The following is a 23,590-nucleotide window of genomic DNA, read 5'->3' on the forward strand; positions in this document are numbered from 1 at the left end:
TACTTCATGGCCCGTATTGTCATGAAATTTGGCGGCACTTCGGTCGCTGATGTTGATAAAATCAAAAACGTAGCACGTCGGGTCAAGGCCGAGGTGGACGCTGGCAATCAGGTAGCTGTTGTCGTTTCCGCCATGTCAGGCAAGACCAACGAACTGGTCGGCTGGGCGCAGGAAGTCTCGCCGATGTATGATGCACGTGAATATGACGTCATCGTATCGTCGGGTGAACAGGTGACTGTCGGTCTTCTGGCCATGGCACTGCAGAGCATGGATGTGCCTGCACGTTCCTGGCTCGGATGGCAGATCCCGATCAAGACTGATGGCGCACATGCCAAGGCCCGTATCAAGGAAATCGACACCACCGAACTCGACAAGCGCATGAATGGCGGCGAAGTCGTTTGCGTGGCGGGTTTCCAGGGGATTGCCCCGGATAACCGGATCACAACACTTGGTCGTGGTGGTTCCGATACATCTGCTGTGGCGCTTGCGGCTGCACTGAATGCTGATCGTTGCGACATCTATACCGATGTCGAGGGTGTTTACACCACCGATCCGCGCATTGTGCCCAAGGCCAAGAAGATCGAAAAGATTACCTACGAAGAAATGCTGGAACTGGCTTCGCTGGGTGCGAAGGTCCTGCAGACCCGTTCGGTTGAGATGGCCATGAACCATCGCGTCCGGGTACAGGTCCGTTCGACCTTTAGTGAAGCAGAAGGAACACTTGTTGTAGACGAGGACGAAATCGTGGAACAGGAAGTCGTCAGCGGAATTGCCTATAGCCGTGACGAAGCCAAGATCACCTTGGTTAAAGTCGCAGATAAACCGGGTATTGCCGCTTCTATCTTCAGCCCGCTGGCTGATGCGAATATCAACGTCGATATGATCGTGCAGAACGTCTCCGAAGACGGCAAAAGCACGGACATGACCTTTACCGTTCCGCGGGGTGAATTCCAGCGTGCGCTTCAGGTTATCGAAAAAAACAAAGACAAGATCGCCTATCAGGAACTCCTGAGCACCTCTGATGTGACCAAAGTGTCGATCATCGGTGTCGGTATGCGATCCCATGTTGGCGTTGCGCGCAAAATGTTTGAAACCCTTGCTGAAAAGGGCATCAACATTCAGGTCATCTCGACCTCGGAAATCAAGGTCAGCGTGCTGATCGCCGAGGAATATACCGAACTTGCAGTCCGTGCCCTGCACACTGCCTACGGTCTTGATGACGAATAATTTCGACAGAACGATCGCTTTTGCGCGATTAAGCCACTGTTAAATTACGTGTAATACTACATACTAGCTGGAACGATGTGTTTCGGCCTTTGTAATGAAATGGCAGGGAACCTCGCGTTCCCTGCATTTCTGCTTTGGGGTACTGACAATATGAGCGATCCGAAATTTGACGCAGCACACGCGCGCCTTGAAAAGCTGTGGGCAGCGGGCAAGGAATTCCTTGGAACCGACTATGCCATCATGGCTGGCGCAATGTCGTGGGTGTCTGAACGTCACCTGGTTTCGGCAGTCTCGAATGCAGGCGGCTTTGGTGTGATTGCCTGCGGGTCCATGACCCCGGATTTGCTGTCGGCTGAAATTGCCGCCACCAAGGAAATGACCAAGAAGCCGTTTGGCGTCAATCTGATCACCATGCATCCGCAGCTTGATGATTTGATTGAAGTCTGCCGCGAACATAACGTCGGTCACGTGGTTCTGGCAGGTGGTTTGCCGTCTTCGGCATCAATCAAGCAGGCCAAGGAATTTGCCAAGGTTGTCTGTTTTGCCCCGGCACTGGTTCTGGCCAAGAAGCTGATCCGTTCGGGTGCTGATGCGCTGGTCATCGAAGGCAGCGAAGCAGGCGGTCATATTGGCCCGGTGTCGCTGACCGTTCTGGTGCAGGAAATCCTGCCCGAGATTTCCGACATCCCGGTTTTCTGTGCCGGTGGTATCGGACGTGGCGAAGCCATCACCGGTCTTCTTGAGCAGGGTGCCGCCGGTGTTCAGATCGGAACCCGTCTGGTTTGTGCCGAAGAATGCATTGCCCATCCTGATTTCAAAAAGGCCTTCATCCGTGCAAGTGCGCGCGATGCGGTAACCACCGTGCAGCTTGACGATCGTTTCCCGGTTATTCCGGTGCGTGCCCTTGCCAACAAGGGAACGGACGAGTTCCGTGAAACCCAGCGCAAGGTCATCGAAAAATTCCGTTCCGGTGAACTTGACCAAGGTGCCGCCCAGCTTGAAATCGAACATTTCTGGGCCGGTGCATTGCGCCGTGCGGTGATCGATGGTGACGTTGAAAGCGGATCGGTTATGGCAGGGCAGTCGGTTGGTATGGTAAAGAAAGAACAACCGGTTACAGAAATTCTGCAAGAGTTGGTCGAACAGGCCGTGCAATCCCTGATTAAGAGAGACAGCTAAGCCAAATGAGCATTCCGTCCGCCGCAGTCTCAGGTCCGCGACGCCTTTTAAAGCGCGTCCGCGACGTCATGGCTGGTCCGGGGACTGCTGAGGAACGCCTGGGACAGATCGTGACGATCATTGCTGCTGATATGGTGGCAGAGGTTTGCTCGGTCTATGTCATGCGTGCGGGCGAGGTGCTTGAGCTGTTTGCGACATGTGGTCTGTCCAAAGAGGCCGTCCACATGACGCGTCTTCGCGTCGGCGAGGGGATTGTCGGTTTTGTTGCCGCCCATGCCCGCCCGCTGAACCTTAAGGACGCGCAAGGCCATCCCAACTTTGCCTATCGCCCGGAAACGGGCGAGGAAATCTATCATTCCATGATCGGCGTGCCGATCTTGCGCGGTGGTCGGATCATAGGCGTTCTGGCCGTTCAGAACCGCACAGAACGCCTTTATTCCGAGGACGAGCAGGAAGCGCTTGAAAACGTTGCCATGGTGCTGGCCGAAATGGTCGCCGGTGGTGAGCTGGTCAGCCGTGAGGAACTGATACCGACCGACGGGATTGCGCTTTTGCCACTGCGTCTTGGCGGTGCGCGTCTGGCACCGGGGATTGGCAAGGGGATTGCCGTTCTTCACGAACCACGTATCGTCATTGATCGCATGGTTGCCGAAGACCCCGAAGAGGAACTGACGCGTCTGCGCGAAGCAATGCGCGGACTTCAGAACCATCTCGACAAGATGCTTGAAGCCGTATCGGGCATTGACGGCATTGATGAGGCCGATGATCCGGGTGACATCCTTGAAGCCTACCGGATGATTGCCCAGGATACCGGCTGGCTGAACCGTATTACCGAAGCTGTGCATACCGGCCTGACCGCCGAGGCGGCGGTTCAAAAAGTTCATGACGATACCCGGGCGCGCATGGCGCAGGTTTCAGATCCGTATTTGCGCGAGCGCTTGCATGATCTTGAAGATCTGGCCAACCGTTTGTTGCAGCACCTTTCGGGACAATATCAGTCCCCGGCATTTGGCGATCTTCCGGATGATATCATTCTGGTTGCGCGCAATATCGGTCCGGCAGAGCTTCTTGATTATGACCATACCCGTCTGCGTGGTCTTGCCCTTGAAGAAGGGTCGCATACCTCGCATGTGGCGATTGTTGCGCGTGCGCTTGATATTCCGGTTCTGGGCGGGGTCAAGGGCGTTCTCGACAAGGTCGAAGGCGGTGATCCGCTGATTGTCGATGCCGATAATGCCCAGTTGTTTGTGCGCCCGTCCGAAGATGTGCGTGCCGTGATTGACGGGGCATTACGGGCGCGTGCGGAACGCAAGGCACTTTATGCCCAGATGCGTGACATGCCCGCGCGCACGACAGACGGAGCCGATATCTCGCTGAATGTGAATGCGGGTCTTTTGATCGATGTTCCCCATGTTGTGGAAAGCGGTGCGGACGGGATCGGGCTGTACCGGACGGAAATTCCGTTCATGGTGCGCTCGGCCATGCCAGACATCACCGATCAGACGCGCCTTTATGACCGGATATTCGAACAGGCCGAAGGTCGTCCTGTCGTATTTCGAACCCTTGATGTCGGCGGTGACAAATTGCTGCCGTATTGGGAGGATATGACAGAGGAAAATCCGGCAATGGGGTGGCGGTCGATCCGTATTACCCTTGATCGTCCCGCAGTGCTGGTTCATCAGTTGCGCGCATTGATCCGTGCAGGGCATGACCGTGATCTTTACATCATGTTCCCGATGATCGCCGAAGTGGCCGAATTTGATCAGGCCAAAGAGCTTCTTGATCATCAGCTCAGGCGTGAAGCTGCGCGCGGCTTTGTGCCGCGTAAGGTCGAAGTCGGTGCGATGCTTGAAGTCCCGGCTCTTATCTGGCAGGCGCCTGCGTTGCTTGACCGGGTGGATTTCCTGTCTGTCGGGACCAACGACCTGTTGCAGTTCATGTTTGCCGCAGATCGTGGCAATCCGCGGATTGAAGGGCGATATGATACGCTTTCACCAAGTGTATTTGCTTTTATGCGGCAATTGGTGACATTGTGTGACCAGCGGAATGTCCGCCTGACCATTTGTGGTGAAATGGCCGGGCGCCCGCTCGAAGCGATGGCTCTTATCGGTTTGGGAATCAAACGATTGTCGATGGCACCTGCCTCTGTCGGTCCTATCAAGGAAATGGTCAGAAGTATGTGCAAGGCTGAAGTTGAACAATATGTTCTGTCGATAATGGGCAGTTCCACCAGATCGTTGCGTTCGCGTCTTAAGGCTTTCGCAATAGATCATGGTGTAAAACTTTAAAAAATATCGCTTTTGGTGGGGTAGTCTGCTATTTTTATTGCTAGATCGTAACGTGGGGGTGCGGAGTTGGCGATCAAAAAGCGAAAGGAAGATCATTTGGATGATGAATCCCGTGAACGCCTGCGTTTCAGGCCTCTTTCAGGGGATATACCATCAAATGATGTCGTGATGGACGCAGAGAATAATCAGTTCGGTGGTGGATCCGCCGACGTCGGAAGCCTGCTTAGGGCGACCCGTACAGGATTAGGGCAATCTGTCGAAGACGTTTGCCAGATGCTGCGTATTCGTAAAATTTACATCGAAGCCATCGAGAATGGTGACTATTCGGTTTTGCCAAATGGTCCCTATGGTCTTGGCTTCGTAAAGGCATATGCCGAGCATCTTGGCCTTGACGGGGCCGAAATGATCCGTCGTTTCCGTGAAGAAAGCAATGCGCCCGCGGTCCGCAGCGAGTTGTCCTTCCCGAAACCGGTTCAGGAAAGCCGTGTGCCCGGTGGGGCCGTGCTGCTGATTGCGGTGATGCTGGGTCTTGGTGCCTATGGTGGATGGTACTATCTGTCGAGCCAGGGCAAAACCATTGCCGATCTTGTCGATCCGCTGCCAGAACGTCTGGCAAGCTATTCGACAATGGCAAATGAACAGTCCGAACCGCGTAATCTTGAAAATGCGGCAGAAGCAAGGGCTGCCGAGGCCGAGGTTCCTGTAACTTCACCGGCTGCTTCGGAGACTGCGGTGACGGGGGCATCTGATGCGCCGGTGGCCGCGACCGAAGAAACCGTTGCTCAGGAACCGGTTGTCGAGCCGCAAGCTGCTCCTGCTGCTGAACTTGCCGAAACGAACGAGGCACCTGCACCGGTCGTTGCCGAGGAACCCACCGCAGCCGAGCCGGTTGTGACGGAAACCGCCGAGGCACCGGAAGCAACACCAGCACCGGTTGCAACCCAGACAGCACCCGCTGCAACGCCAGCACCGGCACCTGCGGCACCAAGTGCCGAAGTTGCATCGGTTCCGGCCGCGCCGGACGTTGATGATGCCGGTGGTGCCCGTGTGTTTGGTGCTGTCAATGTTGATAGCCGGGTGACGATTTCAGCGGTTGAAACCAGCTGGGTCCGTATCCGCGAAGCAGATGGAAATGTTCTTCTGACCCGGATGCTGACAGCTGGAGACACCTACAAGGTGCCGAATCGTGACGGTTTGAAACTTGAAGTCGGGAATGCCGGTGCGCTGACATACAGCATCGACGGTGCCGAGGCCAAACCGGTCGGCAATTATGGCGCAGTGATCTCTGATTTCTCGCTTGATGTTGACGATCTGTCGGCCATTGGACAGACAACCGTTCAGTAGGTTTTTCGCCAGCAAGACGGCACTCGGAACCGAATAAATGCAAAAGGCGGCCCCACGGGTCGCCTTTTTCGTGTCAGATATGCGAAATCTGGCTGAAAATCTGTCAGGCAACGGTTTCTAATCTGTGTCTGATAAGCTATATACACCCCCAAGACATCTTGAACATTTTGGAACCGGAAATGAGCGTCCGCCCATATCGCGATATTGAACGCCGCCAAAGCCGCAAAATCCGTGTTGGTAATGTGGAAGTTGGTGGAGATGCACCGATCTCTGTGCAGTCGATGACCAATACCCTGACCACCGATGTGAACGCGACAGTCGCGCAGATCCTTCGTCTGGAAGAAGCCGGTGCGGATATCGTTCGTGTATCCTGCCCGGATCAGGAGTCAACGGCGGCCCTGAAAGACATCATCAAACAGGTGCATGTCCCGATCGTTGCCGATATCCATTTCCATTACAAACGTGCCATCGAGGCTGCAGAAGCCGGCGCGGCCTGTCTTCGTATCAATCCGGGTAATATCGGATCGACCGAGCGTGTGCGCGAAGTCGTCAAGGCCGCCAAGGATCATGGCTGTTCGATGCGTATTGGTGTGAATGCCGGGTCGCTTGAGAAGGAACTTCTGGAACGCTATGGCGAACCATGCCCGGAAGCCATGGTCGAAAGCGCGCTTAATCACGCCAAAATTCTTGAAGATCAGGATTTCCGCGAATTCAAGATTTCTGTCAAGGCATCGGATGTGTTCCTGGCGGTTGCCGCCTATTACGGCCTTGCCGAGGCATGTGACTATCCGCTGCATCTTGGCATTACCGAGGCCGGTGGTCTGCGTGGTGGTACGGTCAAATCATCCATCGGCATGGGGAACCTTCTTTGGGCGGGGATTGGCGATACGCTGCGTGTATCGCTTTCGGCTGATCCGGTTGAGGAAATCCATGTCGGGTTTGATATTCTGAAATCGCTTGGTCTGCGGACCCGTGGCGTTCAGATCATTTCCTGTCCGTCATGTGCACGACAGGGCTTTAACGTGGTTGATACCGTGGCCGAGCTTGAAAAGCGTCTTGCCCATATCTCGACCCCGATTTCGCTATCTATCATTGGCTGTATCGTCAATGGTCCGGGCGAAGCCCGCGAGACCGATATCGGTCTGACCGGCGGTGGTGGTGGAAATCACAAGATGTATATCTCAGGCCGTCCCGATCATAATATCAGCACCGAAAAGATGGTCGACCACATCGTCGAACTGGTCGAGGAACGTGCTGCCAAGATCGAAGCCGAAGAAGCTGCAAAACAGACCGCAGCGGAATAGCAACGCTGTATTGATCAATTTTGGCTTTCCGCTACATCGGCGGAAAGCTATTTTCATGTTCACATGAATTTGCGCATGCTGGATTTTTAGCGCAAATATCTGGAATTCAAGTTAGATCGGAGACCCAAAGTGGCATCGCTTCAACCCGTCCGTGGTACGCACGACCTTCTGCCAGAACAGAACCGTCTGCAAGATTACATCGCGAATACTGCACGCGAAATCGGCGAGTTGTATGGCTACTATCGCATGACCACGCCGATCTTTGAATTTACCGAGGTCTTTGCCCGTACCCTTGGCGATACGTCCGACGTTGTGACCAAGGAAATGTACACCTTTGAAGATCGCGGCGGCGAACAGATCACCTTGCGTCCCGAAGGAACAGCAGGCATTGCACGTGCCTATATCTCAAACGGCATGCAGCAGATGTCGCCGGTCAAGGTCAGCTATTATGGCCCCATGTTCCGCTATGAACGCCCGCAGAAAGGCCGTCAGCGCCAGTTCCACCAGATCGGTGCCGAGCTTCTTGGCGTTGAACAGGTTGCCGGCGATATCGAGATGATTGGCTATGGTGCGCATATCCTGAAGCGCCTTGGTCTGTGGGACGATATCACGCTTGAACTCAATACCCTTGGTGATCCCGAAAGCCGTGCGGCCTATCGCGATGTGCTGGTCGAATATTTCAAGGGCCATTTTGACAAGCTGTCCGAAGACAGCCGGGCGCGTCTTGAAAAGAACCCGCTGCGTATTCTTGATTCCAAGGATGAAGGCGACCGTGAACTGGTGGCAAATGCGCCGTTGTTCTCGGAGTATCTGAATGAGCACAGCAAGGAATTCTTCAAGGGCCTGACCGGTGGTCTGGGTGACATCGGGATCGGCTATGAGCTGAACCCGCGTCTGGTGCGTGGTCTGGATTACTATTGCCACACCTGCTTTGAATTCACCACCAACACCCTTGGCGCACAGGGCACGGTGATGGCCGGTGGCCGTTATGACGGTCTGATTTCGACCATGGGCGGTCCGCAGACTGCCGGTGTTGGCTGGGCCGCGGGTGTTGAACGTCTTGCCCTTATGGTCGGTGAAGCACCGGCGGGCGCACGCCCGGTTGCCCTGATCCCGATGGGGGATGCCGCCGAGGCAAAATGTCGCACGCTGGCCCAGACCCTGCGTGAAGCAGGTATTGCGGTCGAGCTTGGCTATTCCGGAAATATGAAGAAACGCATGAAGCGCGCCGACAAGGCAAATGCCAGCCGTGCTGTCATCCTTGGTGATGATGAACTGGCCAAGGGTGTCGCCCAGTTGCGTGATCTTGATAGCGGCGAGCAGCAGGAAGTTGCGCTTGATCAGCTTGCAGATGTGATCGGCAAAAAGTGAGAGCGGTGTGACAGACGGACCAACGCATGAGGATGCCGGAGATTGGCCGCTTGATCGCCTGATGGTGATCGGCACCAATCATCGGCGCTCAAGCGAGGATACCAGAGACCGTCTGTTCATTGACGAAGCCCGCCTGCCACAGTTTCTTGCCGCAATCGAGCAAGCCCGACTGGGGCAGGCCGTTGTCGTTTCAACCTGCAACCGCACCGAGGTTCATCTTCTGGCGTCCGAGGCCGAGCGGGGGCGTGAACGTCTGATTGATCTGATGTCGCTTTGGGGCGATATCGACCGGGACCAGCTGGCAAGCGAACTTTATATCCGGTCCGGTCGTGATGCGCTTCGCCACATGTTTGCTGTGGCGGCGTCGCTTGACAGTCTGGTGATTGGTGAGCCCGAAGTCTTCGGGCAGGTCAAGGATGCGCACCGCATTGCGCGCAAGCATGAACTTGTCGGGCGTGAGCTGGAACTGGTCTATCAGACCGCCTATGCGATTGCCAAAAAGGTCAGAAGCCAGACCGGTATCGGGCAGGGAGCGGTATCCATCGCCGCAGCAGCGCAATCTGTAGCCCGGGATCTGCATGGTGATCTTAGGGATTGCACGCTGTTGCTCGCCGGGGCCGGGGATATGGGCGAACTGATCGCCGCATCGCTTGCCGAGCGCGGTATTGGTCGCATTCTTGTGACAGACCGCCTGACCGCAAGGGCACGTTTGGTGGCGCGCAGGCTTGATTGCCACTGGTCGGAAATGGATGATCTTGACCGGCTTCTGGCCGAGGCTGATCTGGTTCTGACCGCTGGCGGGTCGCGGCGCTACATGATCGACAAGGAACGGGCGCATGCGGCGGTCAAACGCCGTCGGTTCCGTCCGGTGCTGATGATTGATACCGCCGTTCCCGGCGATATCGATCCGCAGGTTGATGAAATTGATGAAGTGTTCTTTTACCGGATCGAGGATCTGGAAAAGATCGCGGCCGAGGGCCGTGGCGGACGCGAGGAAAAGGCTGATGAAGCCTGGAGGCTGATTGAAGCCGAACTTGACGGTTTTGTCCGCGACCGGGCCCAGCGTGCGGCAGTGCCAGCGATTGCCGATTTGCGCAGGCGGTTCGAAGCCGTGCGCGAAGATGCGCTGCGCGAAAGTCATGGTGATGCAGAAAAGGCGACCCGATTGCTGATCAATCGTCTTTTGCATACACCGACCCAGGCCCTGAAAGATTTGGCGACGACAACAGACGGTGCAGGCACCGTGGAATGGGTGAAAGCCCAGAAACTGTTGGCGCGTCTGTTTGAACTTGATGATAAACCGCTTGCCGGTCATACCGACCCGGGCGATCCCGAACAGGAGAATAAAGAGTGAGTTTGGACCTTGGTAAACTTGAAGGCGTTGTACGCCGGTTCGACGAACTCAATGCGCTTCTTTCCAGTGGCGAACTGGATGGCGACGGCTTTGCCAAAATGTCGCGTGAACATGCGGAACTGGCGCCGGTGGTCGAGGCGATTGACGCCTATAAGCGTCTTTTAAGCAATCTTGAAGAGGCCGAGGAAATTCTGGCCGATACGTCCGGTGATCGCGAGATGCGCGAAATGGCCGAAGTCGAGAAATATGAAATTCTCGAAAAGCTTCCTGATGCCGAACGTCAGATGAAGCTGATGCTGATCCCGAAAGACAGCGCAGACACCAAAAACGCCATTCTTGAAATTCGTGCGGGGACGGGCGGCGAGGAAGCAGCCCTGTTTGCCGCCGATCTTTACCGCATGTATCAGCGTTATGCCGAAAACCGCGGCTGGAAGTTCGAACAGATGGATGCCAGCGAAAATGATCTTGGCGGCTTTAAGGAAGTCATCGTCAACGTATCGGGCACCGACGTTTTTGCGCGTTTGAAGTTCGAAAGTGGTGTGCATCGCGTTCAGCGTGTTCCGGTAACCGAGGGCGGCGGGCGTATCCACACATCTGCCGCCACCGTTGCTGTTCTGCCCGAGGCCGAGGAAGTTGATATCCGCATCGATCCAAAAGATCTGCGTATTGATACCTATCGATCCCAGGGGGCTGGTGGTCAGCACGTTAACACCACCGATAGTGCGGTGCGCATCACCCACATTCCGACCGGTGTTGTCGCGGCCAGCCAGGAAGCAAAATCGCAGCACAAGAACAAGGAAAAGGCGATGAAGATGCTGCTTTCGCGCCTGTATGATCAGGAACGTGAAAGCAAGGACAGCGCGCGTGCGGCTGACCGTAAATCACAGGTCGGTTCGGGGGATCGTTCGGAACGTATCCGCACCTATAACTTCCCGCAGGGTCGTGTTTCGGATCATCGTATTAACCTCACACTTTATCGTCTTGATGACTTCATTGCGGGTGGTCCGTCGGTGGATGAAATGATTGATGCCCTGATTGCCGAAGAACAGGCCCAGAAACTGGCCGAGATCGAAGGGTAAGCATGTCAGTGCAAACTGCATCAACACTTGGTGGTCTGATGGCTGAGGGCGTTGCAGCTCTTGATGCTGCGGGGATCGAGAATGCCCGGATGGATGCGCGCATTTTGCTTGCACGTGCCGCCGGTGTTGATGGTGGTCGCATTTCGGCATGGCCCGAAGACGAAGTATCGGACTCAAAAGCCGCGATCTTTCGCGATATGATTGCGCGTCGCATCGGTCATGAACCGGTCGGGCGGATTTTGGGTGAACGTGATTTCTGGCGGCATACCTTTAAACTCGCGCCTGATACACTTGAACCGCGGCCCGATAGCGAAACGCTTGTCGAATGGGCAATTGATTTCCTTGAAGATAACGACGCGCCACGGATCGTTGATTTCGGGACCGGGACAGGATGTTTGTTGTTGTCCGCTATTGGTGATCTTCCCGGGGCAACCGGGATCGGGCTTGATATCAGCGAAGGGGCGGTTGCCTGTGCGCAGGAAAATGCCAAAGCCCTTGATCTGGACAGCCAGGTCGTATTTCGGGTCTCGGATTGGGATAGTGCCCTTGATGACTGCGAGCGCGCCGAGGGATTTGATCTTGTGATGTCCAATCCGCCCTATATCACACAGGCGGAAATGGAAACGCTGTCACCCGAAGTTCGGAAGTTTGATCCACGTCGCGCACTGACGGACGAAGGTGACGGATTGGCGGCCTATCGGGTGTTGTCACAGGTGGCATTCGATCTGGCCAGGCCCGGTGGATTTGTGATCTTCGAAATCGGACGCGGGCAGGAAAAAGACGTCGGCCAGCTGCTGGTCGAGGCCGGATTTGTTGGCGTCGAATATCGTGAAGACCTTGGCGGAATTGTTCGCTGCGTAGCAGCAAAGAAAACCCGTTGTTCCGTCGGGCGGTGCGTAATCTGAGTTTTGCGTCGCTGTGATGTAAAAAAAGCGATTGGCAATGAAAAAAACAGTTGGAATAACAGATCAAGCCATATAGGTTGGTTTTAACGGGCCGGGTGCCCGACGCGCTTATGAAAGCGCCGTGTTCCCCAGTAAACAGTCAACAATCTCCGTTCCTTTGATGGTTCTCGGCAGGTTTGTGTAGTTGCCGTTTGACCGGTGCTGTTTAGCGGGAAATATGTTTTTCAGACGGAGTGGTTCCGGGGCCGATGATGCCACCGGATTGTCCTTCAACACCAAAGTCATGTTGATATGAGAAATAACAATAAACGTCCGCGCGGACGGCAACAGTCTAACAAACGTCCAGTTAATCCAAAATTCCAGAATTTTGACAGTAATGGACCGGATGGTCGTGTTCGCGGGAACGCGCAGCAGGTCTATGAAAAATACATTTCGCTCGCCAAGGATTGCACCGACGATCCTGTACTTGCGGAAAACTTCTATCAGCACGCTGAACATTACCACCGCATTCTTCAGGCGGCTCAGGAATGGGAAAACCAGCGTCGCGAAGAGCGTGGCGGCGATAACCGCCCGCGCAATAACCGCGGAAACCGCGATGATCGTACAGATGACCAGTCCGGTCAGAGTGACGATGCGCAGACTGAAAACACCGAGAGTGCAGACAACATGTCTGATGATAACGGTGTAGACCAGTCTGACGGCGAAACCACGGCAAGCGAAAACACTGACACTGCATCCGCAGATGATGGTGAAGACAAGCCGAGACGCAACCCGCGTACACGCCGTACCGATGGTCGCGCAACCGGTCGTGGTCGCCCGCGCAAATCCGAAAGCGGTGATGCGGTTGCTGCCGACAGCACCCCGGCCCCGGCTCCGGCGGCAGATGCCGCTGGTGATGATGCACCTGCTGATGCCGACACGGCAGAGCAGGGTGACGACGGTGAAAAGAAACCGCGTCGCGCATCAAGTGCAACTTCGCGTACGCGTGGTCGTCATCCGACCGCACGCCGCGGACGCAGCCGTGCTGCCGGTCGTGATGATGAAGAAGCCGTTTCTTCGGACGAGGGATCGGAGCCGGTATCGGCCTGATCGCGTCATATCGCCCGTCTCAACATGACAAACACCTCTGCAGGTCAATGACTTGCAGGGGTGTTGTCGTTTCAGGTGCATTTTGCCAGATCGACGGGCGGTTTTACCGGTCAAACCTGTAAAACAATAAAGCGGAATATAACGTGCAACCGCTGATTAATGTTGATATCAGTTTATGAAAATCACAAATAATTCCGTAAGGTTGTTGTCAGCTTGTCGTGTTTGATCATGACCATCGGAAAACGCGTTTAATCGGGGAGTTTTTGATGGGGGCTGGGCTATTTCGGGTCGTCATGGTGCTGTTATGGGCGCTGGGCGGGATGATCATCGCTCTGGGACTGTTTAACGGCGACTATGAGTTAGCCCTGCTTGGGGGTGTTTGTTTCATTATCCCGATGTTCCTGCCACTGGTTATCATGGCGGTTAACCGGGCAAGTCACCCGTCGCCAAAGTCCAAGAAATCGCTTTCTCCGGCCCAGGCTGCTAAGATCAAGGCCGAGGGGCAATGGGCCAAGCGCGAAGACCTTACCGCGCGCAAACTTCTTGAAAACAACCCGCCTTTTGTTCTGGGGCGCTGGGGTGACGAGAAACGGTTGATTGGTGCAGCCGGTTTAAAGCGCGTTTTGACATTTTCAACCACACCCGATGAATATTACCGCGCATCGGCAGAACCCAATGCGCTTTTGCATACAGGCAATCTGTTTGTATATGAGCGTTTCGGCAGCATCTATCGCGCGACACATGATCGTCGCAGCAAGATGGGGCAAAAACTCATTGTGCTTGATCCTCATGGGCAAAGCGGGACGAAAACACACCAGTTCAATCCGTTCGATTTCATCCGCCAGCAGGGCGAGGGTATGATCACCGATACCGGATTGATCGCCGATACGCTTCTGGCGCCGATGTTTGTACAGGAACTTGATGAACAGGAAGTCAGGATTGCCCGCACCCTGTTGCAGGGCTTTATCGTCTATACGATCCAGAAAAGCCTGAAAGAAGACCGCAATCTGGGCGAGGTGCGCCGGAACCTGATCATGCCATCGCACCGGTTCTATAAAATTCTTGAAGAACTGATGGGGATTGATTCCGCAGATGGCCGGATATCCGAGGTCGCGCTTAATATTCTTGATATGACCGAAGACCAGCGGATGAAAATCATCGAGGCGTGCCGGAATGCAACTGCCGAGTTTGATCATCCGCAAATCTCCCGACTGCTCAGTGCCAGCAGCTTTACAACAGAAGACATCACTTCCGGTGCTGTATCAATCTATGTGATCGGGCAATTGGGCGGGGAAAACCCGGACGTGCAGCCATCCTTTAGCCGTGTAATGCTCGCGGGGTTGATGAATATGATCAATCAGCGGGGATGGAAATCCGGTGACCCGGAGTTCCTTGTCCTGCTTGACGGGGTTGAGCGGGTTGGCCGTATGCCGTTGTTCGAACGCCTTCTGGGGGGCGGATATGGTGATGGAATGGTTGTCTGGCCGGGCTTTAGCGGTGTCAGCGGCCTGATGGATGTGTGTCTGAACTGGGAGAATGTTGTTGGGCGGGTTGACGCCATTTCGGTGCTGAGTCAGGAAGGGGCCTTTAACCTTGATTGGGTTTCCGGTCTGACGGCGATGTCGCGCTTTGATGATACCGGTGGCGGGGCCGATACGACGCGTCCTGTTCATCTGCGTCCACAGGATAATCAACCCATTCTGAAATCTGCCGAGGTCGCGCGTTTCCCCAAGGAAGAACAGATTTTATTCCGTAAGGGATGCCCGCCCATTCGTGCCTATCGGATTGACTGGTATCATGATGACATGTTTGCCGGGCTGGCGGTACATGCACCAACCTTCGATGCGGATAACTGATTTCGAGCAGACCTAAAGATCATCTTGCCGGATATGCCCCGTCGAGGGGCGTGACCCGGCAAGCATGATGTCAATATGGTCAAGCGGCTCAGTCGATGGTGATTATGTTGCCAGGTGTCAGGGTAACGTCTTCCAGGGCTTCGACATAAACGCCCATATGCAGATGGTTCACACCTTTACGCAGCATCAGCGGGACATTGATGTCGGAAACTGCTGTGTCGGGATTGACGCTTGTAGCCTTGCATCGCGTGATCGGATGAATGAAGCGGAAGGACGCGCCATTGATCTTGATGATCTGGCCTTCTTCCCACTCCAGTTCTTTCCATGGGTCAAGCCCGTCAATCAGAAGGTTGCCACGAAACCGCATCGGATCGACATCTGCCTGCACGATGCGGGTACCGAAATCACGGATCGATGCAAGATTGAGGATCGAAATATAGGGTTCCTTCATGTCACCGAACTGGGTGTCGGGCGCTGAATAGATTTTCGGGGTGCCCGCGACGTCATTTTTCAGGAACGCCTTGAGGAAATCCTCAATCACGGTGCGTCCCATGGTATCATCAAGCTTGCCCTTGCAGATCGCACGGCCATTGCGAAGAATGGTCAGGGTGCAGGTGCGTTCATCATATTCGGTGCCAAGCTCGGTAAGCTTGGGCGTATTGACCAGCTGCAGGAAGTTGCTTTTGCGGGCCCATTCCTGCACGCCGTCCTGCCCCAGAGATGACTGGGTGCCAATGACGAACCGACGGTCATCGGTAATCATTTTATGAGCCGTAATTGTTGCGCTTGGCATATCAATGCCGCGCAGTCCCTTTACCGGGTAACGTTTGATGGCTTTGAGCTCGACCGTCATGTTCTTTGTTCCTGTCTGGCGCTTTGACATGCGGGTAAGTCGGGGGCGTGATGCATGCCATAAACGGTGACGTTAATTCGTTGTTTTGCCAAGAGCAACCCCGGACAATCATGTATCTTTCAGGGTGGTTCGATGATTGCTGGAATAATGTCAGATTTCAGTGCTGCGGCGCACAATTAATTCTTGCAACTTTTGTAGGGGTATATGGTTGCAAACGTGCAAGGGTGATACATATCAATGTTGTCGCTGTTGAAATAATCTATAATTTTAGAATTCGGCAATGACGCCAAGGCCGTGGATGCTTCCAAGAAGGTCCACATCGTTTAAATACTGTTGGCTCAAGGAGTGACAGGAATGGAATTTGAAAAGTTTACGGACCGGTCCAAAGGGTTTTTGCAGTCCGCGCAATCGCTTGCGCTGCGCGAAAATCATCAGCAATTTGTCCCGATCCATCTTCTGAAAGTGCTGCTTGATGACGAAGAAGGTCTGGCAGCCAATCTGATCAAGGCAGCCGGCGGCAAGCCCAAGCTTGCCCAGGAGCGTTGCGCACAGGAACTGGCGAAATTGCCAAAGGTTTCCGGTGGCAATGGTCAGATTTATCTCTCGTCGGAATTTGCCCGACTGATTGATCAGGCTCAGGAAGTCGCCAAAAAAGCCGGTGACAGTTATGTCTCGGCTGAACGGCTGCTGCTGACCATTGCCCTTGATCCGAAATCAACCGCGGGCAAGGTTCTGGCTGATGCCGGTGTCACGGCGCAAAGCCTTAATGGGGCGATCAATGACATTCGCAAGGGCCGGACAGCTGATAGTGCCGGTGCGGAAAGCCAATATGACGCGCTTAAGAAATATGCCCGTGACCTGACCGAGGCCGCGCGTGAAGGCAAACTTGATCCGGTGATTGGCCGTGACGAGGAAATCCGTCGCGCGATTCAGGTCCTGTCGCGCCGGACCAAGAACAACCCGGTGATGATCGGTGAACCCGGCGTTGGTAAAACCGCCATTGCCGAAGGTCTGGCATTGCGCATCGTCAAGGGTGACGTACCCGAAACGCTCAAGGACAAGAAACTTTTGTCGCTTGACCTTGGTGCGCTGATTGCCGGTGCCAAGTTCCGTGGCGAGTTTGAAGAACGTCTTAAAGCCGTTCTGAGCGAAATTGAATCCGAAGCAGGTCAGGTCATTCTGTTCATTGACGAGCTGCATACGCTTGTGGGGGCCGGCAAGGCCGAAGGGTCGATGGATGCATCAAACCTTCTTAAACCGGCACTGGCACGAGGCGAGCTGCATTGCGTCGGTGCGACCACTTTGGACGAATATCGTCAGCATATCGAAAAGGATGCGGCACTGGCCCGGCGTTTCCAGCCGGTCTTTGTCTCGGAACCGTCGGTAAGCGACACGGTATCGATCCTGCGCGGGATCAAGGACAAATACGAACTTCATCACGGGGTTCGCATTGCCGATGCGGCACTGGTGGCCGCAGCAACGCTTTCAAACCGCTACATCACGGATCGCTTCCTTCCTGACAAGGCGATTGACCTGATGGATGAGGCATCATCGCGTCTGCGGATGGAACTTGATTCCAAACCCGAAGAAATTGATGAACTTGATCGCCGGATCATCCAGCTCAAGATTGAACGCGAAGCACTGAAGAAAGAAGACGACAGTGCGTCGAAAGATCGTCTTGGCCGTCTGGAAAAGGAACTGACCGAGCTTGAAGGCAAATCGACCCTTCTGACCGCGAAATGGGAAGCGCAAAAAACCGAACTGGCGGCATCAACCCAGATCAAGGAACAGCTTGATCAGGCACGCAGCGAACTTGAACGCGCCATGCGTGATGGCAAGCTCGAACGCGCCGGTCAGCTTCAGTATGAAGAAATCCCGGCTCTTGAGCGCCTGCTTGAAAAGGCCGAGGAAGATCAGGCTGACGGCATGAAGGAAGAGGCGGTTACGGAAAAGCACATCGCATCCATCGTGTCGCGCTGGACGGGTATCCCGGTCGACAAGATGCTTGAAGGTGAACGCGAAAAGCTTCTGGAAATGGAAGACACCCTGCGCAAGCGGGTTGTCGGACAGGATGAAGCTGTTCGTTCGATCTCGAACGCGGTTCGTCGTGCCCGTGCGGGGCTTCAGGATCCAAACCGACCGATTGGTTCGTTCCTGTTTCTTGGTCCGACTGGCGTTGGCAAGACCGAGCTTACAAAGGCGCTTGCACAGTTCCTGTTTGATGATGAACAGGCCATGGTGCGGATTGATATGTCCGAATTCATGGAGAAACATGCAGTCGCCCGTCTGATCGGTGCGCCTCCGGGATATGTCGGCTATGAAGAAGGTGGTTCGCTGACCGAGGCAGTTCGTCGTCGTCCATATCAGGTTGTGCTGTTTGACGAAGTCGAAAAGGCACACCCGGATGTGTTCAACGTCCTGCTTCAGGTTCTTGATGAAGGTCGTCTGACCGACGGACAGGGCCGGGTTGTCGATTTCCGCAATACCCTGATCATTCTGACCTCCAACTTGGGCGGCGAGATTCTTGCCAATCAGCAGCCGGGGCATGACAGCGGCGAAGTCCGCAATCAGGTCATGGAAATCGTCCGGGCATCATTCCGTCCGGAATTCCTGAACCGTCTGGACGAAACCATTCTGTTCCATCGTCTGGCCCGTGAGCAGATGGGCAAGATTGTGGATATTCAGCTGGGCCGTCTTGAGAAGCTTCTGTTTGATCGCAAGATCGAGCTCAAGCTTGATGATGCCGCCAAGGACTGGCTGGCCGAAAAGGGTTATGATCCGGTCTATGGGGCGCGTCCGCTCAAACGCGTTATTCAACGCTACCTGCAGAACCCGCTGGCAATGCAGATCCTTGAAGGCGGGATCAAGGACGGGGATACCGTTCCGGTCTCGACAGAGGGAAATGATCTTTTGCTGAATGGCAAAAAGGTCGAGATTGTCGATTAAAAATCGAAAGCATCACAATAGCCAAAACGAGAACCCCGGTTGAGAAAACCGGGGTTTTCTTTTGCATTGTCCCGGGCTGCCGGAATTCGGACATTTTGATGAAATTCACGCTGGTCGCTGGATTGCTGACTGGATCATGGATATGTAATATTCTCTGGGTTGAATTTATCTTATCGTATATTTGTTTTGGTTGTGCAGTGAGAGGGACAGATATGGCGATGAAAGTCGGAAATGTGGAATTCTACAATGGCCCTCATACGCTGGGTGCGCCGGACAATCTGGAAGATGTCATTGTCGAATTCATCAATGGAGCGACAAAACGTCTGGAAATCGCCGTCCAGGAACTTGAAAGTCGGCCTATTGCCGAGGCGATCATTAGAGCGCGACAAAATCGGGTTCGGGTAAAACTGGTTGTTGAGCAAAGCTATCTGCGCAGCTCGACGATCAAGCCCGAGCCATTTGAACCTGGCGGAAAGAATGAGCCGAACCGTGTCATTCACGATGCAATATTACGGTCAAATATCGACGTAAAGGTTGACTTCAATTCCAGCATTTTTCATCAAAAATTTATCATTCGTGATGGCCAATCTGTTTTGACCGGCAGTACGAATTTTACACCGACAGGAACGCACAAGAACCTTAATCATGTTGTGATCCTGCATGACAAGAAAATCGCTTCAACCTATGCCCGGGAATTTCGGGAAATTCAGCAAGGGCATTTTGGCAAGCGGAATGAAGGGCATGACGCCAAGCCAACCTATGAAACTGTTTCAGGCATTCCGATAAAGATCGCCTTCGCACCGGACCACAATCCGGAAATGGAAATCATGAAACAGATGATGAAGGCACGATCACGGATCGATTTTGCCATTTTCACGTTTTCGAAATCATCGGGTATTGATGACACGATGCTGCGTCTCATTGAGATGGGGATGCCGATCCGCGGTGCGCTTGATTACAGTCAGGGGGTGAATGCCTGGGCACCAACAAAGGATCTGGTCGCCGCAGGTGGTGACTTATATGGCGTAAAAAAAAGCAGTACACTCGGCAAGCTGCATCACAAGCTGATGGTGCTTGATGATCAGGTCGTGATTGCCGGTTCCTTTAATTACACCGGTCCAGCCAACCAGCTGAATGATGAAAACATTATCGTCATTGGTGCATTTGACCCGCAATCGGATGCGCAACGTGAAGCGCAGTCCCAAATAGCGCTATTCGCAAGGCGCGAAATTGACCGGATAATTGCAGAACATGGAACCGCCTTGTCTGACGGCTAAAACATCAGAGATGCGATTTTTCTGACGGGAAATGATTTTCAGGGACATTGGTTGTCTTGTTCAAGTCACTATTTGTTGTCACCATCTGGTTTCTTGAGGGTAACACAGGTTGGGACGAACGAATGTTGGCTAAAAAATTCAGGATACCTGCAGTCTCTGCAGTCGTTTGTATGGTCGTCGGTATGGCCTCTTTGGCCAATGCCCAGTCCTTTTTTGATAAGGCAAAGCAGACCCTTGGCGAGGCGCTAAATTCATCCGGAGCTACGAGTTCCTCAGGCAGCAGCAGTTCTGCGATATCGGCTCTTTCGTCAGACACGGTCGAGCAGGGGCTTAAGCAGGCGCTTGATATGGGGGTGGAACTGGTGACCGAGCAGCTTGGTGCCACAGACGGGTTTAATGCCGATCCGGTCGCCCATATTCCGCTTCCTGAAAGTGTCAAAAGTGCGCAGAAACTTCTGAGCGCTGCCGGTCTTGGCAGCTATGCCGACGAGATTGAATTGCGTATGAACCGCGCGGCTGAGCAAACCATGACCGATGCTGGTGACATTCTGGTCAAGGCGATCAGCCAGATGACGGTTGCCGATGCAAAGGGTATCCTTGAGGGGCCAGATGATGCGGCGACCAGTTATCTGCGCCGTGTGGGGGGATCGGATATTGAAGGCCGTTTGCGTCCGGTGATTACCGATGCACTTTCTGATACCGGGGCGCTGTCGCTGTATGACCAGATGGTCGGGCAATATGACACATTGCCGTTTGTACCGGATCTGAAAGCGTCGCTAACCGATCATGCGACGGAAAAGGCGATGGACGGATTGTTCCATTACATCGCCCTGCAAGAGGCAGATATCCGCTCTGATCCGGCCCGCTGGACAACTGATATCCTCAAAAGGGTCTTTTCGGCGGCAAACTAGCGATATGCGGCGGGAAGGTCTTCCCAGCGATCACGCATATCGGCAAACGTTTCGTCAGGAACCTGATGGATGCTGCCAAACCGGCCATGGCATTCAACGATTTGAAGAGGAACGCCAAGATGTTCGGCCATATCGATATAGGCCTTCATTTCCCAGAAACGGGTGAAGGTGTTCGATACGACGACATTCTTGCCTTCCTTAAGGGCTTCCTGGCATTTGGCTTCGCATTTGGCGTGGGTTTTTGTGAGTCGACGGATATCGAACTCGTAGAAACCCTGCCGATCTACCATGAACATATCGGCTTCAAGATGAACAGCACCTGTTGCCGATGCCAGATTCCTTGCCAATGTTGATTTCCCTGATCCGGGTAACCCACGGATCAGGGTCAGAGTCTGGTTATGTTGGTGTTCTTTAGTCTTGGGCATTTGGTCGGTTACTGCCCCTGGCGCTTGCGCTGATAGAGTCCGTCAAGTTGCTTGCCATACGCCTCGCGGATTTTATGCCGACGGATTTTCATGGATGGCGTAAGCATCTCGTTATCGATGGTAAACGGGGCCTCGGCAAACATGAAGCTTCGGACCTTTTCAATCGTCGACAGGCGCGTATTGACCCGATCAATTGCCTCGCGGAAGACTTTGCGGAAGTCATCATTTTTAGACAATTCTTCGATGGTGTTGGTAATCGAATTGTCGCGGGCAAATTCGCGCATGAAGTCTTCTTCTGGCCAGATCACAGCAACCAGATAAGGCAAGGCATCGCCATATACCATGGCCTGTGAAATTTCGGTTTCCAGAGTCATCAGGCCTTCGATCCGCTGCGGCGAGATGTTGTCGCCGCCGGAATTGACAATGATGTCCTTCTTGCGGTCGGTGATCATCAGGCTGCCTTCTTCGTCAAACGTGCCGATGTCGCCTGTATGAAGCCATCCGTCAATGATGGTGGCTGCGGTGACTTCGGGCAGGTTCCAGTAGCCCTTCATCATGCTTTCGCCGCGCATCAGGATTTCGCCATCTTCGGCAATCTTGACTTCGGCACCAACCATGGGCGGGCCAACAGTACGCAGCTTGTTGTTTTCTGCACGGTTACACGAAACCACCGGCGCAAATTCCGTCTGGCCATAGCCCTGAAGAATACGAATGCCGCACGATACAAACAGAACGCCCAGCTCATAGTTCAGCGGCCCTCCGCCTGAAACCATCGCCTTGATGCGACCACCGAAACGTTGACGCAATTTGCGGCGCAACAGCAACTCACATGCGAGATTCTGGAACTTCTCGATAAGGGTCAGGCGCTGCTTTTCATAGTTCTTGCGGCCAAGGCGCAATGTAAGTTCAAACAGTTTCTGTTTGAAGCCGCCTTCCTTTTCGACCATGCGGCTCATACGCTGATAAAGCATCTCGTAAAGACGCGGCACAGCGGTCATGATGGTCGGGCGGACTTCGGCAAGGTTGGCTGCAAGCTTGTCAAGGCTTTCGGCGTAATAGATCTGGGCACCAATACTGATCGGGAAATAAAGCCCGGCTGTATGCTCATAGGAATGCGACAGCGGCAGGAAGGACAGGAAGATTTCGTTGTCGATGCCAAGGGTTTCGATAATGTCAAAGGCACCCATGCAGTTTGAAATGATCGCCCCGTGGCTGAGCATCACGCCCTTGGGTGATCCACCGGTGCCCGATGTATAAATCAGGCAGGCAAGATCATCGCGCTTGATGCCCGAAACCCAGCCATCAATATCATCGGAAAGGCCACGGCCCTTGGCAATCAGGTCATCCCAGCGCGAAATGGAGATATCACCGACAAAGCTTTGCCCCCATTCTTCCATCATGATGGCATGACGGCAGCGCCCGCTATCAAGGGCAGCATGCAGGAAGGGCTGGGCCAGTTTCTTGGTCGAGATGATGGCAATGGCCGCACCACTGTCTTCGATCGCGTGCAGATGGTCGCGCTCGGTATTGGTGGTATAGGCCGGGACTGTCATCGCACCGACGCACATGATGGCAAGGTCGGCAATACCCCATTCTGTGCGGTTCTCGGACACAAGCAACACCCGGTCACCGGCACGCACGCCAATATCATAAAGCGCGCGGGCAAGGGCGCGGACCTGATCGGCGGCCTCAAGCCAGGTGGTGGGCGCAAATTCACCGGTTTCGCTGCTTTTGGTCCAAAGGAACGGTGCGTCACCGTATTTTTTGGCCTGAGCGAAAAACATCGAGGGCAAGTTTTGCCAGTCGGCATAATCCTGCAAGCTCGTCATGACATTTCCTTGCCTGGTTATCTTTTCCCGTGGTCGGACAATCTTGGTGTTGCCCTGATCTGGTGTGTTCTATTCAAATCGTTCACATCCGATCAGATGCAATCGTGCTGAATTTAAATGAACGTTCCAAGACAATTTTGTTATCAGGGATTGCATCATTTCGCAGCCGGAAAATGACAATTCTGGTCCCTGCGGCGTTGCTTTTGCCAAAGAATATTGAATTTCTAACGAAATTTTCACGCAATCGTTCCGTCAATGACGCGTTCTGAACACAATAACCCGACAACTCTAACGTGGTTTGCGGTTGTTCAGTATGGCGGTGGCGATATGATCAAACTCATTGCATGCAAGCC

17 protein-coding genes are annotated in these 23,590 nt (G+C 54.1%); 14 read left to right on the forward strand and 3 right to left on the reverse strand.

Features of this window, described 5'->3' with window-relative positions; translation table 11 throughout:
- Positions 1-6: 6 nt before the first annotated feature.
- The 11 genes from TH30_RS16270 to TH30_RS16320 all read left to right on the forward strand — a co-directional run bounded on the left by TH30_RS16270 (position 7) and on the right by TH30_RS16320 (position 14,996).
- The gene (locus TH30_RS16270; protein WP_068519662.1) at positions 7-1,227 is read left to right on the forward strand and encodes an aspartate kinase; all 1,221 of its coding nucleotides are present in this window, start codon (positions 7-9) and stop codon (positions 1,225-1,227) included.
- A gap of 150 nt (positions 1,228-1,377) precedes the next feature.
- On the forward strand, positions 1,378-2,406 hold the full coding sequence (locus TH30_RS16275; RefSeq protein ID WP_114099153.1) for an NAD(P)H-dependent flavin oxidoreductase: 1,029 nt from the start codon (positions 1,378-1,380) through the stop codon (positions 2,404-2,406).
- 5 nt (positions 2,407-2,411) lie between these two features.
- On the forward strand, positions 2,412-4,694 hold the full coding sequence (gene ptsP, locus TH30_RS16280; RefSeq protein WP_114099154.1) for a phosphoenolpyruvate--protein phosphotransferase: 2,283 nt from the start codon (positions 2,412-2,414) through the stop codon (positions 4,692-4,694).
- Between the two features lie 96 nt (positions 4,695-4,790).
- Positions 4,791-6,038, forward strand: coding sequence for a helix-turn-helix domain-containing protein (locus TH30_RS16285; RefSeq protein ID WP_258548757.1), 1,248 nt, complete (start codon positions 4,791-4,793; stop codon positions 6,036-6,038).
- A gap of 179 nt (positions 6,039-6,217) precedes the next feature.
- On the forward strand, positions 6,218-7,342 hold the full coding sequence (gene ispG, locus TH30_RS16290) for a flavodoxin-dependent (E)-4-hydroxy-3-methylbut-2-enyl-diphosphate synthase (protein WP_114099155.1): 1,125 nt from the start codon (positions 6,218-6,220) through the stop codon (positions 7,340-7,342).
- A 129-nt stretch (positions 7,343-7,471) separates the two neighbouring features.
- Complete coding sequence (gene hisS / locus TH30_RS16295; protein WP_114099156.1) at positions 7,472-8,713, forward strand: histidine--tRNA ligase; 1,242 nt, start codon at positions 7,472-7,474, stop codon at positions 8,711-8,713.
- Between the two features lie 7 nt (positions 8,714-8,720).
- Entirely contained in the window at positions 8,721-10,067 is a 1,347-nt protein-coding gene (gene hemA, locus TH30_RS16300) for a glutamyl-tRNA reductase (protein ID WP_114099157.1), read from the forward strand.
- Entirely contained in the window at positions 10,064-11,146 is a 1,083-nt protein-coding gene (prfA, locus tag TH30_RS16305) for a peptide chain release factor 1 (protein ID WP_114099158.1), read from the forward strand. Before hemA ends, prfA begins: the two co-directional genes overlap by 4 nt.
- Positions 11,147-11,148: 2 nt before the next feature.
- On the forward strand, positions 11,149-12,051 hold the full coding sequence (gene prmC / locus TH30_RS16310; RefSeq protein WP_114099159.1) for a peptide chain release factor N(5)-glutamine methyltransferase: 903 nt from the start codon (positions 11,149-11,151) through the stop codon (positions 12,049-12,051).
- 291 nt (positions 12,052-12,342) lie between these two features.
- Entirely contained in the window at positions 12,343-13,140 is a 798-nt protein-coding gene (locus TH30_RS16315; protein ID WP_114099160.1) for a DUF4167 domain-containing protein, read from the forward strand.
- Positions 13,141-13,406: 266 nt separating this feature from the next.
- Positions 13,407-14,996, forward strand: a complete 1,590-nt coding sequence (locus tag TH30_RS16320; protein ID WP_114099161.1) for a type IV secretory system conjugative DNA transfer family protein — start codon at positions 13,407-13,409, stop codon at positions 14,994-14,996.
- An 88-nt stretch (positions 14,997-15,084) separates the two neighbouring features.
- Here the strand turns inward: TH30_RS16320 and TH30_RS16325 are convergent, their stop codons facing one another.
- Positions 15,085-15,849 carry an MOSC domain-containing protein gene (locus tag TH30_RS16325; protein ID WP_114099210.1) on the reverse strand — a complete coding sequence of 255 codons (765 nt, stop codon included), beginning with the start codon at positions 15,847-15,849 and terminating at the stop codon, positions 15,085-15,087.
- A gap of 354 nt (positions 15,850-16,203) precedes the next feature.
- Here TH30_RS16325 and clpB point away from each other — a divergent pair, with 354 nt between their 5' ends.
- From clpB to TH30_RS16340, 3 genes are all read left to right on the forward strand, one after another.
- Positions 16,204-18,795, forward strand: a complete 2,592-nt coding sequence (gene clpB / locus TH30_RS16330; RefSeq protein WP_114099162.1) for an ATP-dependent chaperone ClpB — start codon at positions 16,204-16,206, stop codon at positions 18,793-18,795.
- Between the two features lie 212 nt (positions 18,796-19,007).
- Positions 19,008-20,072, forward strand: a complete 1,065-nt coding sequence (locus TH30_RS16335; protein ID WP_114099163.1) for a phospholipase D-like domain-containing protein — start codon at positions 19,008-19,010, stop codon at positions 20,070-20,072.
- A gap of 170 nt (positions 20,073-20,242) precedes the next feature.
- The gene (locus TH30_RS16340) at positions 20,243-20,983 is read left to right on the forward strand and encodes a DUF4197 domain-containing protein (RefSeq protein WP_258548758.1); all 741 of its coding nucleotides are present in this window, start codon (positions 20,243-20,245) and stop codon (positions 20,981-20,983) included.
- Here TH30_RS16340 and TH30_RS16345 read toward each other — a convergent pair.
- Both TH30_RS16345 and TH30_RS16350 read right to left on the reverse strand, forming a co-directional pair.
- The gene (locus tag TH30_RS16345; RefSeq protein WP_114099164.1) at positions 20,980-21,408 is read right to left on the reverse strand and encodes an ATP-binding protein; all 429 of its coding nucleotides are present in this window, start codon (positions 21,406-21,408) and stop codon (positions 20,980-20,982) included. The genes TH30_RS16340 and TH30_RS16345 overlap by 4 nt on opposite strands.
- Before the next feature lie 8 nt (positions 21,409-21,416).
- Positions 21,417-23,237 carry an AMP-dependent synthetase/ligase gene (locus TH30_RS16350; protein ID WP_114099165.1) on the reverse strand — a complete coding sequence of 607 codons (1,821 nt, stop codon included), beginning with the start codon at positions 23,235-23,237 and terminating at the stop codon, positions 21,417-21,419.
- Positions 23,238-23,590: the final 353 nt, after the last annotated feature.

The organism is Thalassospira profundimaris, from assembly GCF_003326795.1.
Taxonomy (GTDB): Bacteria; Pseudomonadota; Alphaproteobacteria; order Rhodospirillales; family Thalassospiraceae; genus Thalassospira; species Thalassospira profundimaris_C.